The sequence below is a fragment of the Microbacterium azadirachtae genome, assembly GCF_025583665.1.
Taxonomy (GTDB): domain Bacteria; phylum Actinomycetota; class Actinomycetes; order Actinomycetales; family Microbacteriaceae; genus Microbacterium; species Microbacterium azadirachtae.
This window is the reverse complement of sequence record NZ_CP099706.1, coordinates 786,152-808,498: the sequence shown is the minus strand read 5'-3', so window position 1 is coordinate 808,498 and position 22,347 is coordinate 786,152. Positions and strand designations below refer to the sequence as shown.

The following is a 22,347-nucleotide window of genomic DNA, read 5'->3' as shown; positions in this document are numbered from 1 at the left end:
CTCGGGCGTCAGGTGGCGATGCGGGCGAGACGCGCCTCGAGGCCGTGCCAGTCCTGTGCCGGTGCGTGCGCGACGAGCGGCTCGGGAATCAGGCGCACCGGCGCGTGACGGACGGTGCCCGCCACGATCGGCGCCGGCAGGAGCACGGCGGTCGTCGCTGCGGCGGACGGCGCCGCGGAGACCGCGGCTCCGGCGACGGACGCGTCGTCCGATCTCGTCGCGGCGGTCGCAGCGTCCGGCGCGGGGGTCGTGGCGTCCGTCGACACGTCAAGCGGGCGCGACGTGCCGGGAGCCGCCGATGCGCCTCCTTCGCGGACCGGCTCCTCGGGAGCATCGGCCAGGCCCAGGGCGCGCAGCACCGCGTCGCGCTCCTCGGCCACCGTGCTCTCGATGCCCTGGCGGAGGTCGACGATCACGTCGGCCTCGGCCTGCGCCGCGAGCGAGCGGCGGGTGTCGGAGAACGCGCCGCCGCCTCGGCGCAGCTCGACCTCGGCGCCGCTGCGGTCGCGTACGAGCGAACGACGCGGCGTGCCCTCGGGCGCGGGGACCACGACGAGCCGGATGCCGCGATCCTGCAGCACCGTGCGGATCCGCTCTCCGTCGGAGTCCTCGCCCACGGGGGCGACGATCGTCAGCGCGAGGCCGTGGCCCCGCAGGGCGTCCGCCAGCTCGACGGCGTCGCCGCCCACGCTCTCGCGCATCCCGCCGGGATCGCGGATCTCGTCGATCCGCGTGTCACCCAGGATCACCACCCGTTGCTCGGCCATGCCGCCCCCTCTTCCCCCATGCTTCCCCCAGGCTACTCCGGAGAGCGGCACGCCCCCTCGGGCACCGGTGCTCGGGCGCGGCGCGCCGAACCGGTGCACGGCGCTGCCGCTCCCCCGAACCGACGAGCCCTATCCTTGCGCCATGAAGAGTCGCAGCGTCGCGGTCGTGCCGGCCCTCCTCAGCCTGGTCGCGATACTCGCCGCGTGCACGCCGGCGGCGACGGATCCTGCTTCGTCGACCCCCGCGACCGCCGGCGCGAGCGCGACCAGGCCCGGGAGCAGCACGTCACCGTCACCGAGCCCCACGCCGACGCCGGCGCCGGTGGCGCTTCCCACCGACTGCAAGGCGCTCCTCTCCGCGCCCGTCCAGGCACAGCTCGGCGACCTCCCGCTGAACTCGCCCGCGTACGGGCCGAGCGGCGTGCAGGGAGACGGCAGCCTCATCTGCATCTGGGCCGACCCGAAGTCGGACACCACGAACATCTCCACGACGATCTCACGGAAGGCCCGCGGCGAGGCTCTCGACCTGCTGAACGGGCTCGTGAAGACACAGGGCTTCTCCTGCTACACACCCGACAAGGGCACACGCTGCGAGAAGGAATGGCCTGACGCCCAGTACCCCGTCACCGACGGGCGCACGCTGTTCTGGCGCGACGACGTGCTGATCGACACCCGCTACTCGAACCTCGCCCCCACCGGTTTCACGTCGAGCATCATCGCGAGCATCTTCGGATCCTGAGGCCGACGCGGGGTCAGCCGGAGATCTCCTCCAGCACACGCTCCTTGGTCTCGACCGCCCAGCGCAGCACCACGAGCACGCTCACCGCCGCGACGACGGCGAACACGCCGCACGCGATGCCGAAGCTCTTGCTCGCGAAGAAGCCGACCACGATCGGGCCGATCATCGACGCGATGCGCAGCCAGCCCGTCGCGGTGCCGACGCCGACGGCACGGATCCGCGTCGGGTAGATCTCCGGTGTGTACAGATACAGGCCGATGCTGGCGGCGCCCGCGAAGAAATAGGCGAGCGATCCGAAGACGAGCACCTGCCAGGCCGCGCTCGCGCCCAGCACCGCCAGGATCGCCATCATCACGGCGGTGCCCGCGAGAGAGAAGACGAAGAGTCGCTTGCGCCCCAGGCGATCGATCGTAAGCGCGCAGAGCGCGGCCCCCAGGAATGCGCCGATGTTGCCGATGAGGGCGTAGTTCAGAGCCTGATCCAGCGGAAGCCTGAACGTGCCCTGATAGAGCGAGGGGAGCCAGGTGCCGATGCCGTAGTAGACGATGTACGTCGCGAACCAGATCACCCAGACCGTGAGCGTGCGCCGACGGTACGCGGGGCTGAGGAGCTCCGCGAAGCGCCCTCGCCCCGCGGCGACGGCGACCGAGGTCGGCTGTGGTGCGGGCAGCTCTGTGCCGCTCGCCCTCCGCACGCCGTCCTCGATCCGCGACATCTGCCGATCCGCCTTCGCCGGGTCCGGGAGCGCGGCCAGCCAGCGCGGCGACTCCGGGATCCCGCGCAGGATCAACGGCACCGCCAGGATCGGCAGCGCGCCGATGAGGAACAGCACGTGCCAGCCGAGCGTGGGAACGACGAGTCGCCCGACGACCGCGCACAGCACCACCCCGAAAGAGAACACGAGCTCGAAGAGCAGCACGAACCGACCGCGTCCCTGTGCCTTGGTGATCTCGTTGATGTAGACGGCGCCGATCGGCACCTGTCCGCCCAGCCCGATGCCCTGCAGGAAACGGGCGACGAGCAGAACCCCGTAACCGGGCGCGAACGCGCAGGCGATCGAGAACACGGAGAAGATGACGATCGCCAGCGCCATCGCTCTCGTCCGCCCCAGCCTCTCGGCGACGTATCCGATGGCCAGGGCACCGATCAGCTGCCCGAGGTAGCCGATCGCGATGAGCATCGAGATCTGCACGCCGTTCAATCCCCACAGCGGCGCGAGGACCGGGAGCACCTGTGCGATCGCCAGCGCGTCGAACGCGTCGAAGAAGGTCCCGGTGCCGATCAGAAGGCGGGTGCGCACCTGCCAGCGGCTCAACGGCAATCGCTCCATGCGGCTGACGATGTTCTCCGGCGCGCCGGGCCGCCGCCACGCGACCGAGGTGTCGTCCCGCTGCTCTGCTGCGTGCGTCATCGCATCCTCCTCCCGTGCGCTCTGCCTCGAGAGCACGTACCGGAAAGCGTATACCGAAACTGGGAAAGCGCATACCCATTCCGACGTCTCCGATGTCTCCGACGCCCCGCGCGCATCGCCTTCGACGCAACGGGAAGGGCCCCGGATCCGAAGATCCGGGGCCCTTCCGTCAGACGATCAGTCCGTCACTCAGCGCGGCTCTCGCCTCGCTCAGTTGTAGGTGCCGGGGGTGATGTCGTCGGTCGAGAACGCGTCGAAGTCGACGTAGCCGAAGTCGCCGTCGGCGTACGCCCCGTCGGATGCGAAGATCCGGTTCGGGTAGCGCTCGCTCTTGGCCTCCTCGGTCGCCTCCACGGTGATGTCGCGGTAGCGGCGCAGACCGGTTCCGGCCGGGATGAGCTTACCGATGATGACGTTCTCCTTGAGGCCGACCAGCGGGTCGCTCTTGCCCTCCATGGCGGCCTGCGTGAGCACGCGGGTCGTCTCCTGGAAGGACGCGGCCGACAGCCAGGACTCGGTCGCCAGCGACGCCTTGGTGATACCCATCAGCTCCGGACGGCCGGACGCCGGGCGCTTGCCCGCCGCGACGGCCTCACGGTTGACGTCCTGGTAGCGACGGGCGTCGAGCATCTCGCCGGGGAGCAGGGTCGTGTCGCCGTGGTCGACGACGGTGACCTTGCGCAGCATCTGGCGCACGATGACCTCGATGTGCTTGTCGTGGATCGGCACACCCTGGGAGCGGTACACGTCCTGCACGCCGCTGACGAGGTAGCGCTGCACCTCGCGGGCGCCCATGACGCGCATGACCTCCTTGGGGTCGAGCGTTCCGACCTGCAGCGGGTCACCGACCGAGACGTGCTGGCCGTCCTCGACGAGGAGTGTCGCACGCTTCAGCACCGGGTAGACCACTTCCTCGTCGCCGTTGTCGGGCGTGAGGATGACCTTCTTGGACTTGTCGGTCTCCTCGATCGTGATGCGGCCGTCGGCCTCGGCGATCGGGGTGGCACCCTTCGGGGTACGGGCCTCGAAGAGCTCCTGCACACGGGGCAGACCCTGCGTGATGTCACCGGCCGACGCGAGGTGGAAGGTACGCATCGTCAGCTGTGTGCCGGGCTCACCGATCGACTGGGCCGCGATGATGCCGACGGCCTCGCCGATGTCCACCGTCTTGCCGGTGGCCAGCGAGCGACCGTAGCACTGCGCGCAGACGCCGACCGCCGAGTCGCAGGTCAGCACGGAGCGGACCTTGATCGACTCCACGCCCGCCGCGACGAGCTTGTCGATGAGCACGTCGCCGACGTCCTCACCGGCCGTGGCGAGAACCTCGCCGGCTGCGTTCACGACGTCGGACGCGAGCGTACGGGCGAACACGGAGTTCTCCACGTTCGCGTCGCGCACCAGCTCGCCGGCGCTGTTCGGCGCGGCGATCGGGAGCTCGAGGCCCTTCGACGTGCCGCAGTCGTCCTCACGGATGATGACGTCCTGCGAGACGTCGACCAGACGACGGGTCAGGTAGCCCGAGTCGGCCGTACGCAGAGCGGTGTCGGCGAGACCCTTACGGGTACCGTGCGTGGCGATGAAGTACTCCGCCACCGACAGGCCCTCGCGGTACGAGGAGATGATCGGACGCGGGATGAACTCACCCTTGGTGTTGTTCACCAGACCGCGCATACCGGCGATGTTACGGATCTGCAGCCAGTTACCACGAGCACCCGACGACACCATGCGATTGATGGTGTTGTCCTCGGGGAAGTTCGCCTGCATCTCGGCCTGGACCTCGTTGGTCGCCTTCGTCCAGAGCTCGACGAGCTCCTGACGACGCTCGGCGTCGGTGGTCAGACCCTTGTCGTACTGCGCCTGGATCTTCTCGGCCTGCTTCTCGTAGCCCGCGACGATCTCCGCCTTGTTCGGCGGGGTGATGACGTCGCTGAGCGCGACGGTCACACCCGAGCGCGTGGCCCAGTAGAAGCCGGCGTCCTTGATGCGGTCCAGCGACGCGGCGGTCTCGACCTTGGGGTACTCCTCGGCGAGCTTGTTGACGATCTGCGACAGCTTGCCCTTGTCGGCGACCTCGCGCACGAACGGGTAGCCCTTCGGCAGGGTGTCGTTGAAGATCGCCTGGCCGAGCGACGTGTCCACGAGCCCGTGGTTGTCGTAGCCCTCGGGGGCCTCGCCCTCGAGGAACGTCAGCCCCGGGATGCGGATGCGGACCTTGGCCTGCAGGTCGAGGGTGCCCTCGTCCTTCGCCAGGATCGCCTCGCCCACCGAGCCGAACGCACGACCCTCTCCGAGCGCACCTTCCTTGACCGTGGTCAGGTGGTGCAGGCCGATGATCATGTCCTGCGAGGGCAGGGTGACCGGGCGGCCGTCGGACGGCTTGAGGATGTTGTTCGACGCGAGCATCAGCACGCGGGCCTCGGCCTGAGCCTCGACCGAGAGCGGCAGGTGCACGGCCATCTGGTCACCGTCGAAGTCGGCGTTGAACGCCGCGCAGACGAGCGGGTGCAGCTGGATGGCCTTGCCCTCGACGAGCTGCGGCTCGAAGGCCTGGATGCCCAGGCGGTGCAGGGTGGGGGCGCGGTTCAGCAGCACGGGGCGCTCGCGGATGATCTCCTCGAGCACGTCCCAGACCTCGGGACGCATGCGCTCGACGGCGCGCTTGGCCGCCTTGATGTTCTGCGAGTGGCCCAGGTCGATCAGGCGCTTGATCACGAACGGCTTGAACAGCTCGATCGCCATCGTCTTGGGCAGACCGCACTGGTGCAGCTTGAGCTGCGGGCCGACGATGATGACCGAACGGCCCGAGTAGTCCACGCGCTTGCCGAGCAGGTTCTGGCGGAAGCGCCCCTGCTTGCCCTTCAGCATGTCGCTGAGGGACTTCAGGGCGCGGTTGCCGGTGCCCGTGACGGGACGACCGCGGCGGCCGTTGTCGAACAGCGCGTCGACGGCCTCCTGCAGCATGCGCTTCTCGTTGTTGACGATGATCTCGGGGGCGCCGAGGTCGATCAGACGACGAAGACGGTTGTTGCGGTTGATCACACGGCGGTACAGGTCGTTCAGGTCGCTGGTCGCGAAGCGACCACCGTCCAGCTGCACCATCGGCCGCAGCTCCGGCGGGATCACCGGCACGACGTCGAGCACCATGGCGGCCGGGCTCATGCCGGTCTCCAGGAACGAGTTCACGACCTTGAGGCGCTTGATCGCGCGGATCTTGCGCTGGCCCTTGCCCTCGGAGATCTGCAGGTGCAGCTTCTCCGACTCGGCGGCCAGGTCGAACGCCGCGAGGCGACGCTGGATCGCCTCGGCGCCCATGTGCGCCTCGAAGTACTGGCCGAAGCGGTCCTGCAGCTCGTGGAACACGTCGTCCTCGGGACGCAGGGCCCCGACCTCGAGGGTGCGGAAGTCCTCCCACACGCGCTCGAGCTTGACGATCGCCTCGTCGGCGCCCTTGCGGATCAGGGACATCTCCTTCTCGGCGGCGTCCTTGACCTTCTTCTTGGCGTCGGCCTTGGCGCCCTCGGCCTCGAGGGCCGCGAGCTCCTCCTCCAGCTTGGCCAGGCGCTCCGCGATCTTGGCGTCGCGGCGGTCGCCGAGCGTCTTCAGCTCGAGGCGGATGTTGTTCTCCTGGGTCGCCAGGTCGCGGTGACGCGCGTCCTCGTCGACCGAGATGACCATGTACGCGGCGAAGTAGATGACCTTCTCGAGGTCCTTCGGCGCCATGTCCAGCAGGTACCCGAGGCGCGAGGGCACGCCCTTGAAGTACCAGATGTGGGTGACGGGCGCGGCAAGCTCGATGTGGCCCATGCGCTCACGGCGGACGGAGCTCTTGGTGACCTCCACGCCGCAGCGCTCGCACACGATGCCCTTGAAGCGCACGCGCTTGTACTTGCCGCAGGCGCACTCCCAGTCGCGGGAGGGGCCGAAGATCTGCTCGCCGAACAGGCCGTCCTTCTCCGGCTTCAGCGTGCGGTAGTTGATGGTCTCGGGCTTCTTGACCTCACCGTACGACCACTTGCGGATGTCGTCTGCGGTGGCGAGGCCGATGCGAAGCTCATCGAAGGTTGTTGCGTCGAGCACTAGTTCTCCTGTGTCGAAATTCTCTTAAGAAAAGTGGGGAGTTCGGGGAGCCCGGAGTGGATCCGGGCCCCCGAAGGCTCAGATCTCGTCGATGGATGCGGACTCGAAGCGGCTGGAGATGTTGATCCCCAGCTCCTCGGCGGCGCGGAAGGCCTCGTCGTCGGTGTCGCGGAGGTTGACCGCCGTGCCGTCGGCCGAGAGGACCTCGACGTTCAGGCAGAGCGACTGCATCTCCTTCATGAGCACCTTGAACGACTCCGGGATGCCCGGCTCCTGGATGTTCTCGCCCTTGACGATGGCCTCGTACACCTTGACGCGGCCGAGGATGTCGTCGGACTTGATCGTGAGGAGCTCCTGCAGTGCGTATGCGGCGCCGTAGGCCTCGAGCGCCCACACCTCCATCTCACCGAAGCGCTGGCCGCCGAACTGGGCCTTACCGCCGAGCGGCTGCTGGGTGATCATCGAGTAGGGGCCCGTCGAACGCGCGTGGATCTTGTCGTCGACCAGGTGGTGGAGCTTCAGGATGTACATGTAGCCCACGGAGATCTGCCCCGGGAACGGCTCGCCGGAGCGGCCGTCGAACAGGGTGGTCTTGCCGGAGGAGTCGATCAGGCGCACGCCGTCACGGGTCGGCAGGGTCGAGTCGAGCAGACCCTCGATCTCCTCCTGGTGAGCACCGTCGAACACCGGGGTCGCGACCTTGGTGCCCGGGGCGACGTCGAACGCCTCCGCGGGGAGGTTCGCCGCCCACTCCGGGTTGCCCTCGATCTTCCAGCCCTGCTTGGCGACCCATCCGAGGTGGGTCTCCAGCACCTGGCCGAAGTTCATGCGGCCGGGGATGCCGAGCGGGTTCAGGATGACGTCGACCGGGGTCCCGTCGGCGAGGAACGGCATGTCCTCGACGGGCAGGATCTTCGCGATGACGCCCTTGTTGCCGTGACGGCCGGCGAGCTTGTCGCCCTCGGTGATCTTGCGCTTCTGGGCGATGAAGACCACGACGCGGCGGTTGACGCCCGAGCCGAGCTCGTCGTCGCCGTCCTCGGCGTTGAACTCCTTGACCGCGATGACCGTGCCCTGCTCGCCGTGCGGCACCTTCAGGGACGTGTCGCGGACCTCGCGGCTCTTCTCGTTGAAGATCGCGCGGAGCAGACGCTCCTCGGCGCTCAGCTCGGTCTCACCCTTCGGCGTGACCTTGCCGACGAGGATGTCGCCGGGGCGGACCTCGGCGCCGATGCGGATGATGCCGCGCTCGTCCAGGTCCTTCAGGAGCTCGGGGCTGACGTTGGGGAGGTCACGGGTGATCTCCTCCTTGCCGAGCTTCGTGTCGCGCGAGTCGACCTCGTACTCCTCGATGTGGATCGAGGAGAGGGTGTCGTCCTTCACCAGGTCCTGGCTGAGGATGATCGCGTCCTCGAAGTTGTGACCCTCCCACGTCATGAAGGCGACGAGGAGGTTCTTGCCGAGCGCGAGCTCGCCGTTCTCGGTGGCGGGGCCGTCGGCGATGACCTCGCCGACCTCGACGCGCTCGCCGGCCGAGACGACGACCTTCTGGTTGTAGGACGTGCCGTGGTTCGAGCGGTCGAACTTGCGCAGGTAGTACTCCTGCGTGCCGCCCTCGTCGAGCATGACCACGACGCGGTCTGCGGAGACCTCGGACACCACACCGGCCTTGTCGGCGGTGATCACGTCACCGGCGTCGATGGCGGCGTAGCCCTCCATACCGGTGCCGACGAACGGCGACTCGGAACGGAGCAGCGGCACGGCCTGACGCTGCATGTTGGCGCCCATGAGCGCGCGCTGCGCGTCGTCGTGCTCGAGGAACGGCACGAGCGAGGTCGCGACCGACACCATCTGGCGCGGGGAGACGTCGATGTAGCCGATCTCCTCGGGGAGGAACATGTCGACCTCGCCGGATCCGCCCTTCGGACGCGCCAGGACGTGCGCCTCGGTGAAGCGGCCGTCCTTGTCGAGCGGTGCGTTCGCCTGCGCGATGTTGAAGTCGACCTCCTCGGCGGCGGTCAGGTAGTCGATGTGCTCGGTGACCTTGCCACCCTCGACCTTGCGGTACGGCGTCTCGATGAAGCCGAAGGAGTTGATCCGCGCGAACGTGGCGAGCGAGCCGATCAGACCGATGTTCGGGCCTTCCGGGGTCTCGATCGGGCACATGCGGCCGTAGTGCGAGGGGTGCACGTCGCGCACCTCGACGCCGGCGCGGTCGCGGCTCAGACCACCGGGGCCGAGGGCCGAGAGGCGGCGCTTGTGGGTCAGACCCGCGAGCGGGTTGTTCTGATCCATGAACTGCGACAGCTGCGAGGTGCCGAAGAACTCCTTGATCGCGGCGACGACGGGGCGCACGTTGATCAGGGTCTGCGGCGTGATCGCCTCGATGTCCTGCGTGGTCATGCGCTCGCGGACGACGCGCTCCATGCGGCTCAGACCCGTGCGGACCTGGTTCTGGATGAGCTCGCCGACGGCGCGGATGCGGCGGTTGCCGAAGTTGTCGATGTCGTCGGTCGCGAGACGGATCTCGGCCTTCTTGCCACCGCGGATGCCCTCGAAGGTCTCCACGCCGGCGTGCAGGCGCACCAGGTACTTGATGGTCTCGACGACGTCCTTGACCGTGAGGACGGACTCGTCCAGGGGCAGGTCGAGGCCCAGCTTCTGGTTGATCTTGTAGCGGCCCACCTTGGCGAGGTCGTAGCGCTTCGGGTTGAAGTAGAAGTTGTCCAGCAGCGCGCGGGCGGCCTCGGCGGCGACCTGCTCGCCCGGACGGAGCTTGCGGTAGATGTCGCGGAGCGCGTCCTCCTTGGTGAGGATCGTGTCCTTCGCGAGCGTCTCCTCGATCGAGGTGAAGCCGGCGAACTCGGCGAGGATCTCCTCGCTGGTCAGGCCGAGGGCCTTCAGGAAGACCGTGACGGACTGCTTGCGCTTGCGGTCAATGCGCACGCCGACCTGGTCGCGCTTGTCGATCTCGAACTCGAGCCAGGCGCCGCGCGAGGGGATGACGCGAGCGGACACGATGTCCTTGTCGCTCGTCTTGTCGGGGGTCTTGTCGAAGTAGACGCCCGGGGAGCGGACGAGCTGCGACACGACGACGCGCTCGGTGCCGTTGATGATGAAGGTGCCCTTGGCGGTCTGGAGCGGGAAGTCGCCCATGAAGACCGTCTGGGTCTTGATCTCACCGGTCTGGTGGTTCATGAACTCGGCCTCGACGTAGAGCGGGGCCGCGTACGTCTTGCCGCGCTCCTTGCACTCCTCGATGGAGTACTTCTCGGGCTCCAGGTACGGGTTCGTGAACGAGAGCTGCATGGTCTCGCTCAGATCCTCGATCGGGGAGATCTCCTCGAAGATCTCCTCGAGGCCGCTGGCCTCGGGCACGTCCTTGCGGCCGGCCTTCTTGGCCTCCGCGACGCGCTGCTTCCAGGACTCGTTGCCCACGAGCCAGTCGAAGGACTCGGTCTGCAGGGCCAGCAGGTCGGGGACCGTCAGCGTGTCGGAGATCTTGGCGAACGAGAGGCGGGAGTGGCCGCGTCCGTTCTTGGTGGTGGTGGGAGTGGATGCGTTGCGAGCAGCAGCCAAGGGAATAACCTCCGTGAGCCCCGAAGGGCGTCTCGATTCCTCGTCGTCAGGTGGAGTGCGCCGCGTCACACGGCCGCACGCTGAAGGCGCTCTGTCGAGGAGCGAGGAACGTACGGAGTCTGCCGACCACCATATGAGGGCAGGGAGGAGCGAGGCGCAAAGATCAACTATAGATCGGAAATCGCGACATGGCAAGCGCGATTCTTGACCTTCTGCGCCGACAGGGGTATAACCCGGGCGCGCGCCTCCTCAGAGCGGCGTCCCGGAGTCATCGAACGGCGCCGACGAGCGCCTCCCGGGCGAGCTCGGCACCGATCCGGCTGCTCGCCCGCACGTCGACGACCGGGAGTGCGAGATCGGGTCCGGGGAGGCCGACGTTGACCACGACCGCATCCGGATCCGCTGCCGCGACCGCGTCCACGAGCCGGCGCTGCGCCTCGTCGGTGTCGATGCGGTCGACGAGCACGACGACGCGCGCGTCGCGCTCCGCGGCCGCGGCGCGGGCTCCGGCGACCGCATCCGCGATCTCCGCGTCGCCCGCCCGCTCGGCGTCGACCCGGAGCGACCAGCCGCCGCCGGTCAGCGCGTCGACGACGTAAGGCGCGGCGCTGTCGACGGCGAGGGTGGCGCGGCGGCGCGCGTCCAGCGCCACGAGCTCCGCCGCAGGGGATCCGAGCGCTCCCCGCACGGTGAGCGAGCGGCGCACGACGTCGCTCAGGTCGACCGGCGCGGCCACGGGCGTGCGCGCCCGCTCCGCCGCGAGCTCGTCGGCCAGCCGCGCGACCCGCGCCGCGGCCTCCGCGACGCGCTCGACGCTCAGCGCGCCGTCGGCCAGGGCCTGCACGATCGCGTCCTTCGCCGCGCGGAAGTCGCGCCGATCCTGGTCGGCCGCCGCCGCGGCGCCGGGGTTCGTGGGGTTGCCGATGCAGAGCAGATCGGCCCCCGCGGCGAGCGCGCGGACCGCTCCCCCGCCGATGCCCACCGACTCGCGGATCGCGGCCATGTCGAGGGCGTCGGTGACGATCACGCCGTCGAACCCCTCGGCGCGGAGCATCCCCAGCACCTGCGGGTTGAGCGTGGCGGGCGCCTCGCCCCACGCGGGCACGACGATGTGCGCCGTCATGACCGACCGCGCGCCGGCGGCGATCGCGGCACGGAACGGCGCGACGTGCACGCGGTCGAACTCCTCCGGGTCGCCCGTGATCCGCGGCAGGTCGTGGTGCGAGTCGAGCGCGGTGTCGCCGTGGCCGGGGAAGTGCTTGACGCACGCCGCGACGCCGGTCCCCTGCAGGCCCTCGACCTCGGCAGCGGCGTGCCGGGACACCAGGTCGGTCTGCGCGCCGAAGGACCGCACCCCGATGACGGGGTTGCGCGGATCGGTGTTGACGTCGGCGACAGGCCCGATGAGCACGTCGGCGCCCGCCGCGCGGACCCGGCGGGCGAGCTCGGCTCCGGTCGCCCTGGTGGCGGCGGGATCGTCGAGCGCGCCGAGCTGCGCGGCGCCGGGGACCGTGGATCCGGTGCGCGCCTCGAGGCGGGTGACGCTGCCGCCCTCCTCGTCGACGCCGATGAGCGCCCGCGGGTTGGCCTCGTGGATCGCGGCGCTCAGCGCGTCGAGGCGCGGCGAGAGGTTCTGCGCGAAGTACACGACGCCGGCGAGCCCGTCCCGTAGCTCCGCGGCGAGCCACTCCGGCAGCTCGGTGCCGAGGAATCCGGGCCACAGCACGCCGTTGGCGAGGCGGGCGAGCTCGTCGGCCGGGAGGGCGCGGGGGGCGGGGGTCATGAGGTCTCCTCGTCGATCCGTCGGCGCGGCGCGCCGCATTAAGCATCCACTACTAACAAACCCCGGTGCAAGCGTTCCGTGCCCTCCTGTGCGCCAAGCCCGGCGCAGGCGTCCTACGCTCGTCCCATGGGCAGAGCGCGCACGAAGGACACCGAGCACCCGGCGGCGCGACTGGGATCCGGCGGGATCGCACGCGTGGTGCCGGCGGAGTTCGGCGGCGGGTTCGAGCTGCTCATCGACGAGACGCCCCAGTCGCACGTGGACCCCGCCGACCCGACGCATCTGCACTTCGAGTACATCGTGCGGATGGGCGCGCTGATCGACCAGCTCGCCACCCCCGGCGCGCCGATCACCGCGGTGCATCTGGGCGCGGGGGCGCTGACCATCCCCCGCTACATCGCCGCCACCCGCCCCGGATCCCGCCAGCAGGTCATCGAGCTGGAGGCCCCGCTCGTCGACCTGGTGCGCGAGCACCTGCCGCTGCCGCGCGGCGCCGCGATCCGGATCCGCATCGGCGACGCCCGCGAGGGCGTGCGGCGGCTGCCTCCGGCGCTCGCCGGCGCGGTCGACCTGGTCGTCGCCGACGTGTACTCCGGCGCGCAGACGCCGGCCCATCTCACGAGCGTCGAGTTCTACGCGGAGCTGGCCGCCCTGCTCGCGCCGACCGGCGTGCTGCTCGTGAACGTCGCGGACGGCCCCGGGCTCGCCTTCGCCCGACGCCAGGTGGCCACGATCCGGACGGTGCTGCCCGAGGTCGCGATCCTCGCCGACGCGCAGATCCTGAAGGGCCGCCGGTTCGGCAACCTGGTGCTCGCCGCATCGGCCGCGCCGCTGCCGTCCGACGCACTGCCGCGCATCCTCGCCGCGGGCCCGCATCCGGCCAAGCTCGCGCACGGCGCCGAGGTGACGGCGTTCGCGAAGGACGCGGCGATCGTCACCGATGCGACCGCGGTCGCCTCCCCCCGGCCCGACGCCGGCCTGTTCCTGCGCTGACGCGCGCGCCCCTCCGCCGTCTCATCGCACTCACCGGTCGGGTCGGAGCCCCCCTCCCGCGGTCGGATCCACGGCACGCCTGGGGACCTTCGCGGATGCTCGGGATCCGCAGGCAGACTGGAGGACACGGCGAGCGGTACAGGAGGGCGGCGCGTGGGCTACATCAAGGGATACGACCCGGACTCTCTGCGTGAGCTCGTGGATCCCTCCGAGTGCGGGGCCCGTCTCGAGGAGATCGGCGACCAGCGCAGCCTCCCGTCGATGCTCGAGCGCGTGTGGCTGCTGAAGGTGCTCGGCCGCCTCGACGACGCGCTCGTGCTGGCCGACGAGGCGGTGCGCCAGGCGCGCATGGCCGGCACCCGCAAGGATCTGATCCGCGCGCGCGTGCTGCACGCGACCGTGCTGCAGTACCGGCGCGCGCACGCCGCCGCCGATCACGAGCTCGCCACCTGCGTGGCAGAGGCCGAGGGCCAGGGCTGGATCCCGATCGCCGCGTTCGCGCACCAGCACCGGGGCCGCAACGCCTTCGAGGCCGGCGATTACGAGCAGGCCAGGGAGAGCTTCAAGCGCACGCTGTTCCTGCGCCGGGAGGCGGGGGCCGCCGACAGCGAGCTCGAGGCGGCGCTGCTCGCCATCGAGACCGTGGAGCGCCACCGCGACCCGGTCGCCGTCAACGGCTGACCCTTCGCCGGCGCTCGCTGCAGAACGGCGCGGCTCCCTGCGGACCGTCGTGCCGCGTAGTGCGCCCGGATGTCCGGGGCATCCCCTAACGTGAGTGCATGGCCGAGTTGGAACGTGTCCGGGTCTGGGGCGAGGCGCTGATCCGGCTGCATCTGGATCCGACGTGGTCGTTCGGCTTCGACAACGCCAAGCGCCGGGCGGGAGCCTGCAACTACCGCGACAAGCGGATCACGGTCTCGCGCTATCTCGCCGCGCGCTTCGACGACGACGAGATCCACCAGGTGCTGCTGCACGAGGTGGCCCACGCGCTGGCCGGCCACGACGCCGCGCACGGCACGGCATGGAAGCGCGTCGCCCGCTCGCTCGGCTACGTCGGCGGCACCACGCACCGCGGCGAGACCGCCGTCGAGCTCGCCCCCTGGGTGGGCCGCTGCCCTACCGGCCACGTGACCTACCGTCATCGCCGCCCGACGCGCGCGTCGTCGTGCGCGCGCTGCTCGCGCCGCTACGACGAGCGCTTCCTGCTGGTGTGGACGCGGCGCGAGATCACCGCGGCCGACCGCCGCGCGGCGGTGATGCCCCGATGACGCCGCGACCGCGACGGCACCAGGTGCAGCTGCGATTCCGCATCCACGCGAGCGCCGACGCGGCGTGGGCGGCGCTGCACTCGCCCGCCGTGCTGACCTCGCTCTACGCCCCGGTGCTCGTGGTCGAGCCGCTCACGCACGCGGACGAGGGCTCGCTGCTGCACTCCGCCGTGCGGTTGCGCCTGTTCGGGCGGATCACGGTCGGCACGCAGCTCATCGGCGCCTACGACGAGACGCGCGAGCACCACGGCGAGACGGTGCGGATCCTCCGCGACAGCGGCATCCCGTTGACCGGGCCGCTCGCCTCGCTCGACATCTGGGACCACCGCATGGCCGTCTCGCCGCTGCCGGACGGGCGGGCGCTCTGGAGGGACCGCCTCGTGTTCGGCGGACCCGGATCCGCGCTGCTCCTGCCCGTGCTGTGGGTGGCGTGGCAGTGGCGCGGCCTGCGGATCCGCCGTCTCGCCCGCGGCTGGGACAGGGCCGCCGCCGAGGACGACGGCCCCGCGTCCGCAGGTCGTGCGCCGGTCAGTCGGCGGCGAGCGCCTCGACCGGGGCGACCCGGGTCGCCAGGCGCGTCGGGGCGACCGACGCCACGAGAGTGAGCACCGCCGTGGCCACGACGATCGCGACCACGGGCACCCAGGGGACGACCGGGGCGATGAGCCCCGCGGGCTGGAAGTCGGGCATCGACGGCACGGATCCCAGCAGCGACTGTGCCGCGATCCACCCGTAGGCGACACCCAGCACGAGGCCCGTCGCTGTGGCGGCGATCGTCACGTGCGCCGCCTCGAGGAGCACCATCCGGCGCACCTGCCGGTTGGTCAGGCCGATGGCGCGCAGCAGGCCCAGCTCGCGCCGGCGCTGCACGACCCCGATCGTGAGCAGGTTGACCAGCCCGACCGCCGCGATCACGGCGGAGACGGCGACGAGCACCATCATCACGGTGCCGAACACGTCGAAGGGGGCGAAGTACTCGGGCGGCAGCTGCTCCGCGCTCGTGCGCACCACGAGCGCCTTGGCCGACTCCATCGCCACCGCGAACATCGTCACCAGGGTGACGCCCATGACCACGCCGATCGCCATGCGGCTCGACCGCTCCGGGTGCCGCAGCGCGTTCTCGGCCGCGAGCCGGGCGGTGGCGCTGCGCCCGAACAGGCCCCCGACCATCCGCAGCACCGGCGGCATGATCAGCGCGGCGCCGATCGCGAGGCCCGTGAACGAGAAGACCCCGCCGAAGAACGCCACCACCACGCCGAGCGGCGAGGTCAGCCCGTAGACGACGCCGCCGGCGAGCAGCGCTCCGCCCAGCACGAACATCGTGATCGCGCCGAGGTGCCGCGAGGAGATGCTGCCGATCTCGGCGGCGCTGCGCTCGGCCGACCCGGCGAGCGCCTGCAGCGGCGTGACGGTCAGGACCCGTCGGGATCCGGCCCACGCAGCGAGCCACGTGGTGAGCGCGACCCCGACGGCCGGGATCAGCACAGCGGGCTGCAGCGGCGAGAAGCCGAGCGGTGCGTGCGCGAACGCGGCGGATCCGATAGCGATCCCGGCCCAGCTCAGCAGCACGCCCGCGACGAGCCCCAGGGCGGACCCGAGGACGCCGACGGCGAGCCCCTGTCCGGCCACCTCCGTGCGCTGGGCCTTCGCCGAGGCGCCGATGAGCCGCAGGAGCGCGATCCTGCGCGTGCGACCCGCGACGATCGTGGAGAACGTGTTCGCGGTGACGATCGCGGCGACGTACATCGCGACGGCGGTGAGCAGCACCGAGAGGATCTGCACGACGTACGCGAGGGTCTTGCTGTCGCCGATCGTCGGATCGCTCTGCAGAAGCGCGCCCAGGAAGGCGGTGGTGTCGACGAGGATCACGCCGAATGCGGCGGTGAGCGCGGCGACGAACACGCTCGAGCCCATTCCGCGCTCGCGGAGGAACGCGAGCCGCGACGGGGTCAGCGGCGTCTCCAGGAGCGTCGGCGCGACCGCGGTCATGCCGTCACCCCCACCGGGGCCGCCGCGGCGGGCGTGCCGCCCGACAGCATGAGGGCTGCGATCTCGTCGGCGCTGCGGCGCGGATGGTCGGCGACGATGCGGCCGTCGCCGAGGAACAGCACGCGATCGGCGTAGCTGGCGGCGATCGCGTCGTGCGTGACCATCGCGATCGACTGCCCCTGCTCGCGGCTCGCGGTCGAGAGCAGCTGCAGCACCTCACGGCCGGACGCGGAGTCCAGGTTTCCGGTGGGCTCGTCGGCGAACACGAGATCGGGCGCGGTGGCGAGGGCGCGGGCGATCGCCACGCGCTGCTGCTGCCCGCCGGAGAGCTGGTGCGGACGATGACGCAGCCGCGGGCCGATGCCGAGGATCTCGACGAGCGAGTCGATCCTCGCCCGCTCGATCGCCGAAGGGCGACGCCCGTCGAGCTCGAACGGCAGCAGGATGTTGCCGAGCGCGTCGAGGGTCGGCACCAGGTTGAACGCCTGGAAGATGAAGCCGACCCGGCGGCGGCGCAGGATCGTGAGGTCGAGGTCGCCGAGGCCGGTGATCTCGGTGTCGCCGATCCACGCGCGGCCGCGCGTCGGGGTGTCCAGGCCCGCCATGATGTGCATCAGGGTCGACTTGCCCGACCCGGATGCCCCCATGATCGCCGTGAACTGACCGCGACGGATCCCGACGCTGACGTCGTCGAGAGCACGCACCGCGCCCTCTCCGGATCCGTAGGTCTTGGTGAGGTGCTGGACGCGGGCTGCGAGTCCCAGGTCGCTCGTCGTGATCTCCATGGCTTCGACGCTACGGATCCGCCTCCGACCGGCGCGTCGGCCTCCGGGATCATCCGCGTACATCTGCAGGATGATCCCGGTGGTCCGGATCCCTCGACGAGGATCAGGCGGCGGGGCGCGCCGCAACGCCGCGTCGGGCGAAGCGCACGACGAGGATGACGGCGACGACGCCCGCGACCAGGGCGATCGCGCCGTCGCTGAGCCGCACGCCCACGCCCGCGACCGCCAGACCGCGCGCGAGGTCGAGGAGCACCGAGAGCACACCCGATCCGAAGCCCGCCATGCCCACGCCGAGATAGGCGACCGCGCTCGCGATGAGCAGCAGGCGGCGGTCCTCGCGGGCGATCGGCACGGCGCCGCGGATGCTGCGCACCAGAAGCCAGACCAGCAGCAGGAGCAGGCCGAGCACCCCGGTCGCGAGACGCTCGGACACGATCTCCTCGGAGTGGTGCATCGCCGCGGCCGCGGCGCAGCTGCCGGCGTCCGGGAAGAACCCGAGGAAGTCCGCACACCGCGCAGCGGTGTACGTCACCCCGTTCACGTCCCCGGCGAGGAACGCGGGGCCGAGGAGCGCTTCGAGCGCCCACGAGACCAGCCCGCTGACGCCGATCACGACCAGCCCGAGCGCCACGACGAGCCATGCCCCGCTGAAGAGGCCGAGAGCGCGGCGGCGCGGCGACGGCGCCTTCGCGACCACGGCCGGGTCGCCGAACCGTGCGACGGCCGAATCGGCCGCGGCGTCGGCGGCCATCCCCTGCGCCTGCAGCGCCGCCTGCGCGTCGCGCAGGTGCGCGTCGGTCTCGGCCAGAAGGCGCCATGTGTCACGGCCCGCGCCCAGGCGGTCGGCGAGGCCGGCGACATAGCGGTCGATCGCGTCGCTCATCTCACACCCCCTGCCCGACCGCGGGTCGGATCGCACCCGCGGCGAGCGTCGAGGCCACGCCGTCCGCGAAGCGCCGCCACGCGCGTGTCTCGCGGGCGAGCTGCGTCGCACCGTCGGCGGTGATCGCGTAGACGCGCCGCCGGCGACCGTCGTGCACCCACTCGCTCGCGACGGCGCCGCTGCGCTCCAGCCGATGCAGCGCGGGATAGAGCGAGCCCTCCGGCACGTCGAACTCGCCGCCGCTGGTCGCGCGCAGGGCTTCGGCGAGCGCGTAGCCGTGGGCGGATCCGCGCGCGAGCGTCGCCAGGATCAGCATCTCGAGGTTTCCTCGGAGTCGGTCGTCAGCCATGCGTCGACTTTACCCAGACTGTCGATGCATCGACAGTCTGGGTTCCTGAGAGTTCACCCTCAACGACGGCCGCGCTCGTGCCGATCCGGAGCGGCGCGAGCGCGGCACCGGATCACATCGACCCGGTCCAGGCGTGCGTCGAGACGCCCACAGCGTTCCAAGCATTGATCACGACGATCAGCGAGACGAGGGCACCCAGCTCCTCCGGCGAGAACCGCGTCGCCGCAGCCGCCCAGTCCGCATCGGGCACGTGGGTCTCCGACAGGCGCGTGATGCTCTCTGTCAGCTGGAACGCCGCCCGCTCGCGGGCGGTGAAGAAGGGCGACTCCTGCCACACGGCGACCGCCGCGATCCGGCGCGCCGCCTCCCCCGCCTTCGCCGCGTCGCCCGAGTGCAGGTCCACGCAGTAGCTGCAGCCGTTGATCTGCGAGGCGCGCAGGCGCACCAGCTCCCGCAGTCCGGCGTCGATGCCGGCCGCGTCGAGCTCGCGGACCATCGCGGCGTCGAGCCCGGCGAGCGCGCGCGAGAAGCGCGGGGCCACCGTGTCGATGTCCAGACGCACCGGCACCGGGACGAGGTCCTCGTGCACGGCGGTGTTCTCGATCGTGTTCATGGCGTTCCTTTCGTCCCGTTCAGGATCCCGCCGGGGCGCACCATCCGTCCAACAGCTGGATCCGATGGCTATCATCTGTCGGAGAGATGGAACTGCATCAGCTGAGATACGTCCTCGCCGTCGTGGAGACCGGGTCCTTCACCGCGGCGGCCGAGGTCGTGCACGTGAGCCAGTCCGGCGTGAGCACGCAGGTGCAGAAGCTGGAGCGCGAGCTCGGCGTCGCCCTGTTCGACCGCAGCGGACGCCGGGTGACTCTCACCGACGACGGCCAGCGCCTGCTCCCCGTCCTCCGCGCCGCGCTCGAGGCGATCGGCGAGATCAGTGCGACCGCTGCGGATCTGCGCGGGCTCCTGCTCGGCTCCCTGCGCGTCGGCACGGTCTTCGGCCTCACCTGGCCCGCCTTCTACGACGCGCTCGCGGAGATCGGCGCCGCCCATCCCGGACTCGACCTGCGGCTGCGCGAGGACACCTCGAGCCGCCTGGCCCAGGCGGTGCGCCGCGGCGAGCTCGACGTCGCCCTCGTGGCCTGGGCGGAGCAGCCGCCGGACGGCCTCGAGGCCTTCGCGATCTTCGACGATCCGCTCGTCGCGGTGATCTCCCCCGATCACCCCTGGGCGGCGCGACGCAGGATCCGCCCGGCAGAGCTGGCCGGGATGGATCTCATCGCCCTTCCCGAGGGCACCGGCGATCGGGCGGCCCTGAACGCCCTCCTCGCCGGGCTGCACGGGGCGACGGCGCCGCGCTGGGAGGTGTCCACTCCGGCGGTCGTGCAGAAGCTCGCCGTGCGCGGGCTCGGCGTCGGGGTCGTGAGCGCCGCGACCTGCCGGCGCTGGGACGACATCCGCGCCGTCCCGATCGACGCCCCCTCGGTGCGCTCCCGCCTCGGCGCCGTGTGGCGGCCGGGCCCGACGCGGGCCGCGCGCGCCCTCCTCGCCCTGTTGCGCGATCGGAGCGCACTCGCGGGAGCGCGTCGGGACGGATCCTGAGCCGGGGCCCGTCCCGCCGGGCTCAGTTGAGGCCGTGCTCGAAAGCGAACACCACCAGCTGCACGCGATCGCGCAGGGCGAGCTTGGTGAGGATGCGGCTGATATGCGTCTTCACGGTCGCCTCGGAGAGGAACTCGCGGGCCGCGATCTCGGCATTGGACAGGCCGCGCGCCGCGAGCGCGAAGATCTCCTTCTCGCGCTCGGTGAGGTCGAGGTAGCTCGGCGGCACCGGCACCTGCTCGGGAGCGGCGAAGTGCGCGAAGAGCTCCCGGGTCGCCGAGGCCGCGATCACGCTGGAGCCGGAGTGCACGGTGCGGATCGCCGCGAGCAGGAACTCCGGATCCGCGTCCTTCAGCAGGAAGCCGCTGGCCCCCTGACGGATCGCCCGTGCGGCGGCCTCGTCGAGGTCGAACGTCGTGAGCATGACGATGCGGGGCGGATCCGGCTCCTCCAGGATGAGGGCGGTCGCGGTCAGGCCATCCATGACGGGCATCCGGATGTCCATCATCACGACGTCGGGGCGCGTGGCCCGCACGACCTGGAGAGCCTCCTGGCCGTCACCCGCCTCGCCGACGACCTCGAGGTCGGGCTGGGAGGCGACGAGCATGCGGATGCCGGCGCGGAACAGCGCCTGGTCGTCGACCAGCACGACCCGGATCATCCCGCCTCCTCGTCCCGCGCGGATCCCCCGCACCTCTCAGAAGAGTCTGTCATCCTTCCGGCGCCGGTCTCGTCCGTCCCCGTCGCGGCCTCCGCGCAGACGGCGGGCGCCGCGGTCACGCGGGAGCCGGTCCGACAGGCAGGGCTGCGCTCACCACGAAGTCGGATCCCTCGTGCTCGGCCACCAGCGTGCCGCCCACGAGCTGCGCGCGCTCGCGCATCCCGATCAGGCCGTGCCCGCGCTCGGCCGACGTCTGGCGCGGCGTCGCCGGCACCCCGTTGCGCACCACGAGGTGCACCGCATCGGCGTACCAGCTCAGCCGCACGTCCACGTCGCCCGTCCCGTGCCGGATCGCGTTGGTCAGTGCCTCCTGCAGGATCCGGTACACGGCCAACTGGATCGAAGCGGGGGGCTCCCCCGGCGGCGTGGGATCGACGGTCACCCGCGGCTCGACGCCGGCGGCGCGCACCTGCGCGTAGAGCGTCTCCAGGTCGGCGAGGGTCGGCTGCGGCCCCTCGCCCTCGCTGTGGCGCAGCTGCGCCAGCAGCAGCCGCACATCGGACAGCGCAGCGCGCGCGGTCTGGCCGATCGTGACGAGGGCGGCCGTCGCCTGGGCCGGATCCGCGGCCGCCGCGTATCGGGCCCCGTCGGACTGCGCGATCACGACCGCGAGCGAATGCGCGACGACGTCGTGCATGTCGCGCGCGATCCGCACGCGCTCTTGCTCCGCGACCGCCACCGCCTCCGCCCGCACCTGCGCCTCGCGGGTCCTCCGCCCGCGCAGCACGACCCGCCAGAGCAGTCCGCCGCCCCAGGCCATCACCAGGGTGAGCACCGACACGGTGCCGAGCAGCACCGCGACCAGCGCGACGCGCAGCCCCGTCTCGGCATCCTGGATCAGGGCCTGCTCGTTGATCAGGGACATGTAGATGCCGGCGAGGAGGCCACCGCCCAGCGCAGAGGCGCCGCCGATCCAGAGCAGTCTCACCGACCCCCACGCCGACGTCGCGAAGACCACCGCGAGGATCGCCAGGTCGTAGGCGCCCGGCGAGAAGCCGCACGCCATCTGCACCACGGCGCCGAACCACGCCACGCCGAGGGCGAGCACCGGGGAGAGCCGGCTGATCGCAGCCGCGCCCCACAGGATCACCGCGACCAGCAGCACGAGCAGGTACGACGCGGTGCCGTCGGGGATCCACCGGCTCATGGTGCCGGCCTCGAAGGTGAACGTCAGCGGCAGCGTGAGGAGCAGGCCGACGGCGCTGCCCACGATGTCGAAGACGAGCCAGAAGCGCGGGACGGAGCGGAACACCCCCTCACGGTACGCGACGGGGTCCGCCCCGGTCATCCGCCCGGAGATGTATCCCCGGGCGCGCCGCTCACTGGTCGAAGATGGCGGTCATCCTTCGCGGATACCCGCAGAACGCGACCAGCGAACGGGATGAGGGCGGCCCGGGGGGCGGG

At 71.1% G+C, this 22,347-nt stretch carries 18 protein-coding genes; 6 read left to right on the top strand and 12 right to left on the bottom strand.

Annotation, left to right across the window (positions count from 1 at the left end; all coding sequences use genetic code 11):
• Positions 1 to 8 precede the first annotated feature (8 nt).
• Complete coding sequence (locus NFX31_RS03805; RefSeq protein ID WP_262956822.1) at positions 9 to 767, bottom strand: carbohydrate kinase family protein; 759 nt, start codon at positions 765 to 767, stop codon at positions 9 to 11.
• A gap of 142 nt (positions 768 to 909) precedes the next feature.
• Here NFX31_RS03805 and NFX31_RS03800 point away from each other — a divergent pair, with 142 nt between their 5' ends.
• Positions 910 to 1,506 carry a hypothetical protein gene (locus NFX31_RS03800; RefSeq protein WP_262956821.1) on the top strand — a complete coding sequence of 199 codons (597 nt, stop codon included), beginning with the start codon at positions 910 to 912 and terminating at the stop codon, positions 1,504 to 1,506.
• Positions 1,507 to 1,519: 13 nt separating this feature from the next.
• Here the strand turns inward: NFX31_RS03800 and NFX31_RS03795 are convergent, their stop codons facing one another.
• The 4 genes from NFX31_RS03795 to NFX31_RS03780 all read right to left on the bottom strand — a co-directional run bounded on the left by NFX31_RS03795 (position 1,520) and on the right by NFX31_RS03780 (position 12,356).
• Positions 1,520 to 2,917 (bottom strand): MFS transporter, encoded by a 1,398-nt coding sequence (locus NFX31_RS03795; RefSeq protein WP_091478270.1) that lies wholly within the window; start codon positions 2,915 to 2,917, stop codon positions 1,520 to 1,522.
• A 210-nt stretch (positions 2,918 to 3,127) separates the two neighbouring features.
• Positions 3,128 to 6,994, bottom strand: coding sequence for a DNA-directed RNA polymerase subunit beta' (rpoC, locus tag NFX31_RS03790; RefSeq protein WP_045248876.1), 3,867 nt, complete (start codon positions 6,992 to 6,994; stop codon positions 3,128 to 3,130).
• A gap of 78 nt (positions 6,995 to 7,072) precedes the next feature.
• A complete protein-coding gene (gene rpoB, locus NFX31_RS03785) occupies positions 7,073 to 10,573 on the bottom strand; it encodes a DNA-directed RNA polymerase subunit beta (protein ID WP_045248877.1) in 3,501 nt (1,166 codons plus the stop codon).
• Positions 10,574 to 10,841: 268 nt separating this feature from the next.
• Positions 10,842 to 12,356: a glycoside hydrolase family 3 protein gene (locus tag NFX31_RS03780; RefSeq protein WP_262956820.1), complete on the bottom strand. Its 1,515-nt coding sequence runs from the start codon at positions 12,354 to 12,356 to the stop codon at positions 10,842 to 10,844.
• Positions 12,357 to 12,482: 126 nt separating this feature from the next.
• Here NFX31_RS03780 and NFX31_RS03775 point away from each other — a divergent pair, with 126 nt between their 5' ends.
• The 4 genes from NFX31_RS03775 to NFX31_RS03760 all read left to right on the top strand — a co-directional run bounded on the left by NFX31_RS03775 (position 12,483) and on the right by NFX31_RS03760 (position 15,222).
• The gene (locus NFX31_RS03775) at positions 12,483 to 13,349 is read left to right on the top strand and encodes a spermidine synthase (RefSeq protein ID WP_045248852.1); all 867 of its coding nucleotides are present in this window, start codon (positions 12,483 to 12,485) and stop codon (positions 13,347 to 13,349) included.
• A 153-nt stretch (positions 13,350 to 13,502) separates the two neighbouring features.
• On the top strand, positions 13,503 to 14,030 hold the full coding sequence (locus NFX31_RS03770; protein WP_262956819.1) for a hypothetical protein: 528 nt from the start codon (positions 13,503 to 13,505) through the stop codon (positions 14,028 to 14,030).
• Between the two features lie 98 nt (positions 14,031 to 14,128).
• Complete coding sequence (locus NFX31_RS03765; protein WP_091478276.1) at positions 14,129 to 14,617, top strand: SprT-like domain-containing protein; 489 nt, start codon at positions 14,129 to 14,131, stop codon at positions 14,615 to 14,617.
• A complete protein-coding gene (locus NFX31_RS03760; RefSeq protein WP_262956818.1) occupies positions 14,614 to 15,222 on the top strand; it encodes a hypothetical protein in 609 nt (202 codons plus the stop codon). Before NFX31_RS03765 ends, NFX31_RS03760 begins: the two co-directional genes overlap by 4 nt.
• Here NFX31_RS03760 and NFX31_RS03755 read toward each other — a convergent pair.
• From NFX31_RS03755 to NFX31_RS03735, 5 genes are all read right to left on the bottom strand, one after another.
• Positions 15,146 to 16,606 (bottom strand): ABC transporter permease, encoded by a 1,461-nt coding sequence (locus NFX31_RS03755; RefSeq protein ID WP_045248855.1) that lies wholly within the window; start codon positions 16,604 to 16,606, stop codon positions 15,146 to 15,148. The genes NFX31_RS03760 and NFX31_RS03755 overlap by 77 nt on opposite strands.
• Positions 16,603 to 17,391, bottom strand: a complete 789-nt coding sequence (locus tag NFX31_RS03750; protein ID WP_045248856.1) for an ABC transporter ATP-binding protein — start codon at positions 17,389 to 17,391, stop codon at positions 16,603 to 16,605. Before NFX31_RS03750 ends, NFX31_RS03755 begins: the two co-directional genes overlap by 4 nt.
• A 103-nt stretch (positions 17,392 to 17,494) precedes the next feature.
• Positions 17,495 to 18,274: a hypothetical protein gene (locus NFX31_RS03745; RefSeq protein WP_262956817.1), complete on the bottom strand. Its 780-nt coding sequence runs from the start codon at positions 18,272 to 18,274 to the stop codon at positions 17,495 to 17,497.
• A 1-nt stretch (position 18,275) separates the two neighbouring features.
• The gene (locus NFX31_RS03740; protein WP_091478281.1) at positions 18,276 to 18,623 is read right to left on the bottom strand and encodes a PadR family transcriptional regulator; all 348 of its coding nucleotides are present in this window, start codon (positions 18,621 to 18,623) and stop codon (positions 18,276 to 18,278) included.
• A gap of 112 nt (positions 18,624 to 18,735) precedes the next feature.
• Positions 18,736 to 19,236 (bottom strand): carboxymuconolactone decarboxylase family protein, encoded by a 501-nt coding sequence (locus NFX31_RS03735; protein WP_045248859.1) that lies wholly within the window; start codon positions 19,234 to 19,236, stop codon positions 18,736 to 18,738.
• An 86-nt stretch (positions 19,237 to 19,322) separates the two neighbouring features.
• Here NFX31_RS03735 and NFX31_RS03730 point away from each other — a divergent pair, with 86 nt between their 5' ends.
• Entirely contained in the window at positions 19,323 to 20,222 is a 900-nt protein-coding gene (locus NFX31_RS03730) for a LysR family transcriptional regulator (protein ID WP_045248860.1), read from the top strand.
• Between the two features lie 22 nt (positions 20,223 to 20,244).
• On the opposite strand, the gene NFX31_RS03725 is transcribed toward NFX31_RS03730, so the two are convergent.
• Positions 20,245 to 20,883 (bottom strand): response regulator, encoded by a 639-nt coding sequence (locus NFX31_RS03725; RefSeq protein ID WP_045248861.1) that lies wholly within the window; start codon positions 20,881 to 20,883, stop codon positions 20,245 to 20,247.
• Positions 20,884 to 20,998: 115 nt separating this feature from the next.
• A complete protein-coding gene (locus NFX31_RS03720; RefSeq protein ID WP_258955402.1) occupies positions 20,999 to 22,195 on the bottom strand; it encodes a sensor histidine kinase in 1,197 nt (398 codons plus the stop codon).
• Between the last annotated feature and the right edge of the window lie 152 nt (positions 22,196 to 22,347).

Excerpts from the sequence above, each read along its gene's own strand:
- NFX31_RS03805 (WP_262956822.1), bottom strand. The coding sequence starts at position 767 with ATGGCCGAGCAACGGGTGGTGATCCTGGGTGACACGCGGATCGACGAG.
- NFX31_RS03800 (WP_262956821.1), top strand. The coding sequence starts at position 910 with ATGAAGAGTCGCAGCGTCGCGGTCGTGCCGGCCCTCCTCAGCCTGGTC.
- NFX31_RS03795 (WP_091478270.1), bottom strand. The coding sequence starts at position 2,917 with ATGACGCACGCAGCAGAGCAGCGGGACGACACCTCGGTCGCGTGGCGG.
- NFX31_RS03780 (WP_262956820.1), bottom strand. The coding sequence starts at position 12,356 with ATGACCCCCGCCCCCCGCGCCCTCCCGGCCGACGAGCTCGCCCGCCTC.
- NFX31_RS03775 (WP_045248852.1), top strand. The coding sequence starts at position 12,483 with ATGGGCAGAGCGCGCACGAAGGACACCGAGCACCCGGCGGCGCGACTG.
- NFX31_RS03765 (WP_091478276.1), top strand. The coding sequence starts at position 14,129 with ATGGCCGAGTTGGAACGTGTCCGGGTCTGGGGCGAGGCGCTGATCCGG.
- NFX31_RS03760 (WP_262956818.1), top strand. The coding sequence starts at position 14,614 with ATGACGCCGCGACCGCGACGGCACCAGGTGCAGCTGCGATTCCGCATC.
- NFX31_RS03755 (WP_045248855.1), bottom strand. The coding sequence starts at position 16,606 with ATGACCGCGGTCGCGCCGACGCTCCTGGAGACGCCGCTGACCCCGTCG.
- NFX31_RS03750 (WP_045248856.1), bottom strand. The coding sequence starts at position 17,391 with ATGGAGATCACGACGAGCGACCTGGGACTCGCAGCCCGCGTCCAGCAC.
- NFX31_RS03745 (WP_262956817.1), bottom strand. The coding sequence starts at position 18,274 with ATGAGCGACGCGATCGACCGCTATGTCGCCGGCCTCGCCGACCGCCTG.
- NFX31_RS03740 (WP_091478281.1), bottom strand. The coding sequence starts at position 18,623 with ATGGCTGACGACCGACTCCGAGGAAACCTCGAGATGCTGATCCTGGCG.
- NFX31_RS03735 (WP_045248859.1), bottom strand. The coding sequence starts at position 19,236 with ATGAACACGATCGAGAACACCGCCGTGCACGAGGACCTCGTCCCGGTG.
- NFX31_RS03730 (WP_045248860.1), top strand. The coding sequence starts at position 19,323 with ATGGAACTGCATCAGCTGAGATACGTCCTCGCCGTCGTGGAGACCGGG.
- NFX31_RS03725 (WP_045248861.1), bottom strand. The coding sequence starts at position 20,883 with ATGATCCGGGTCGTGCTGGTCGACGACCAGGCGCTGTTCCGCGCCGGC.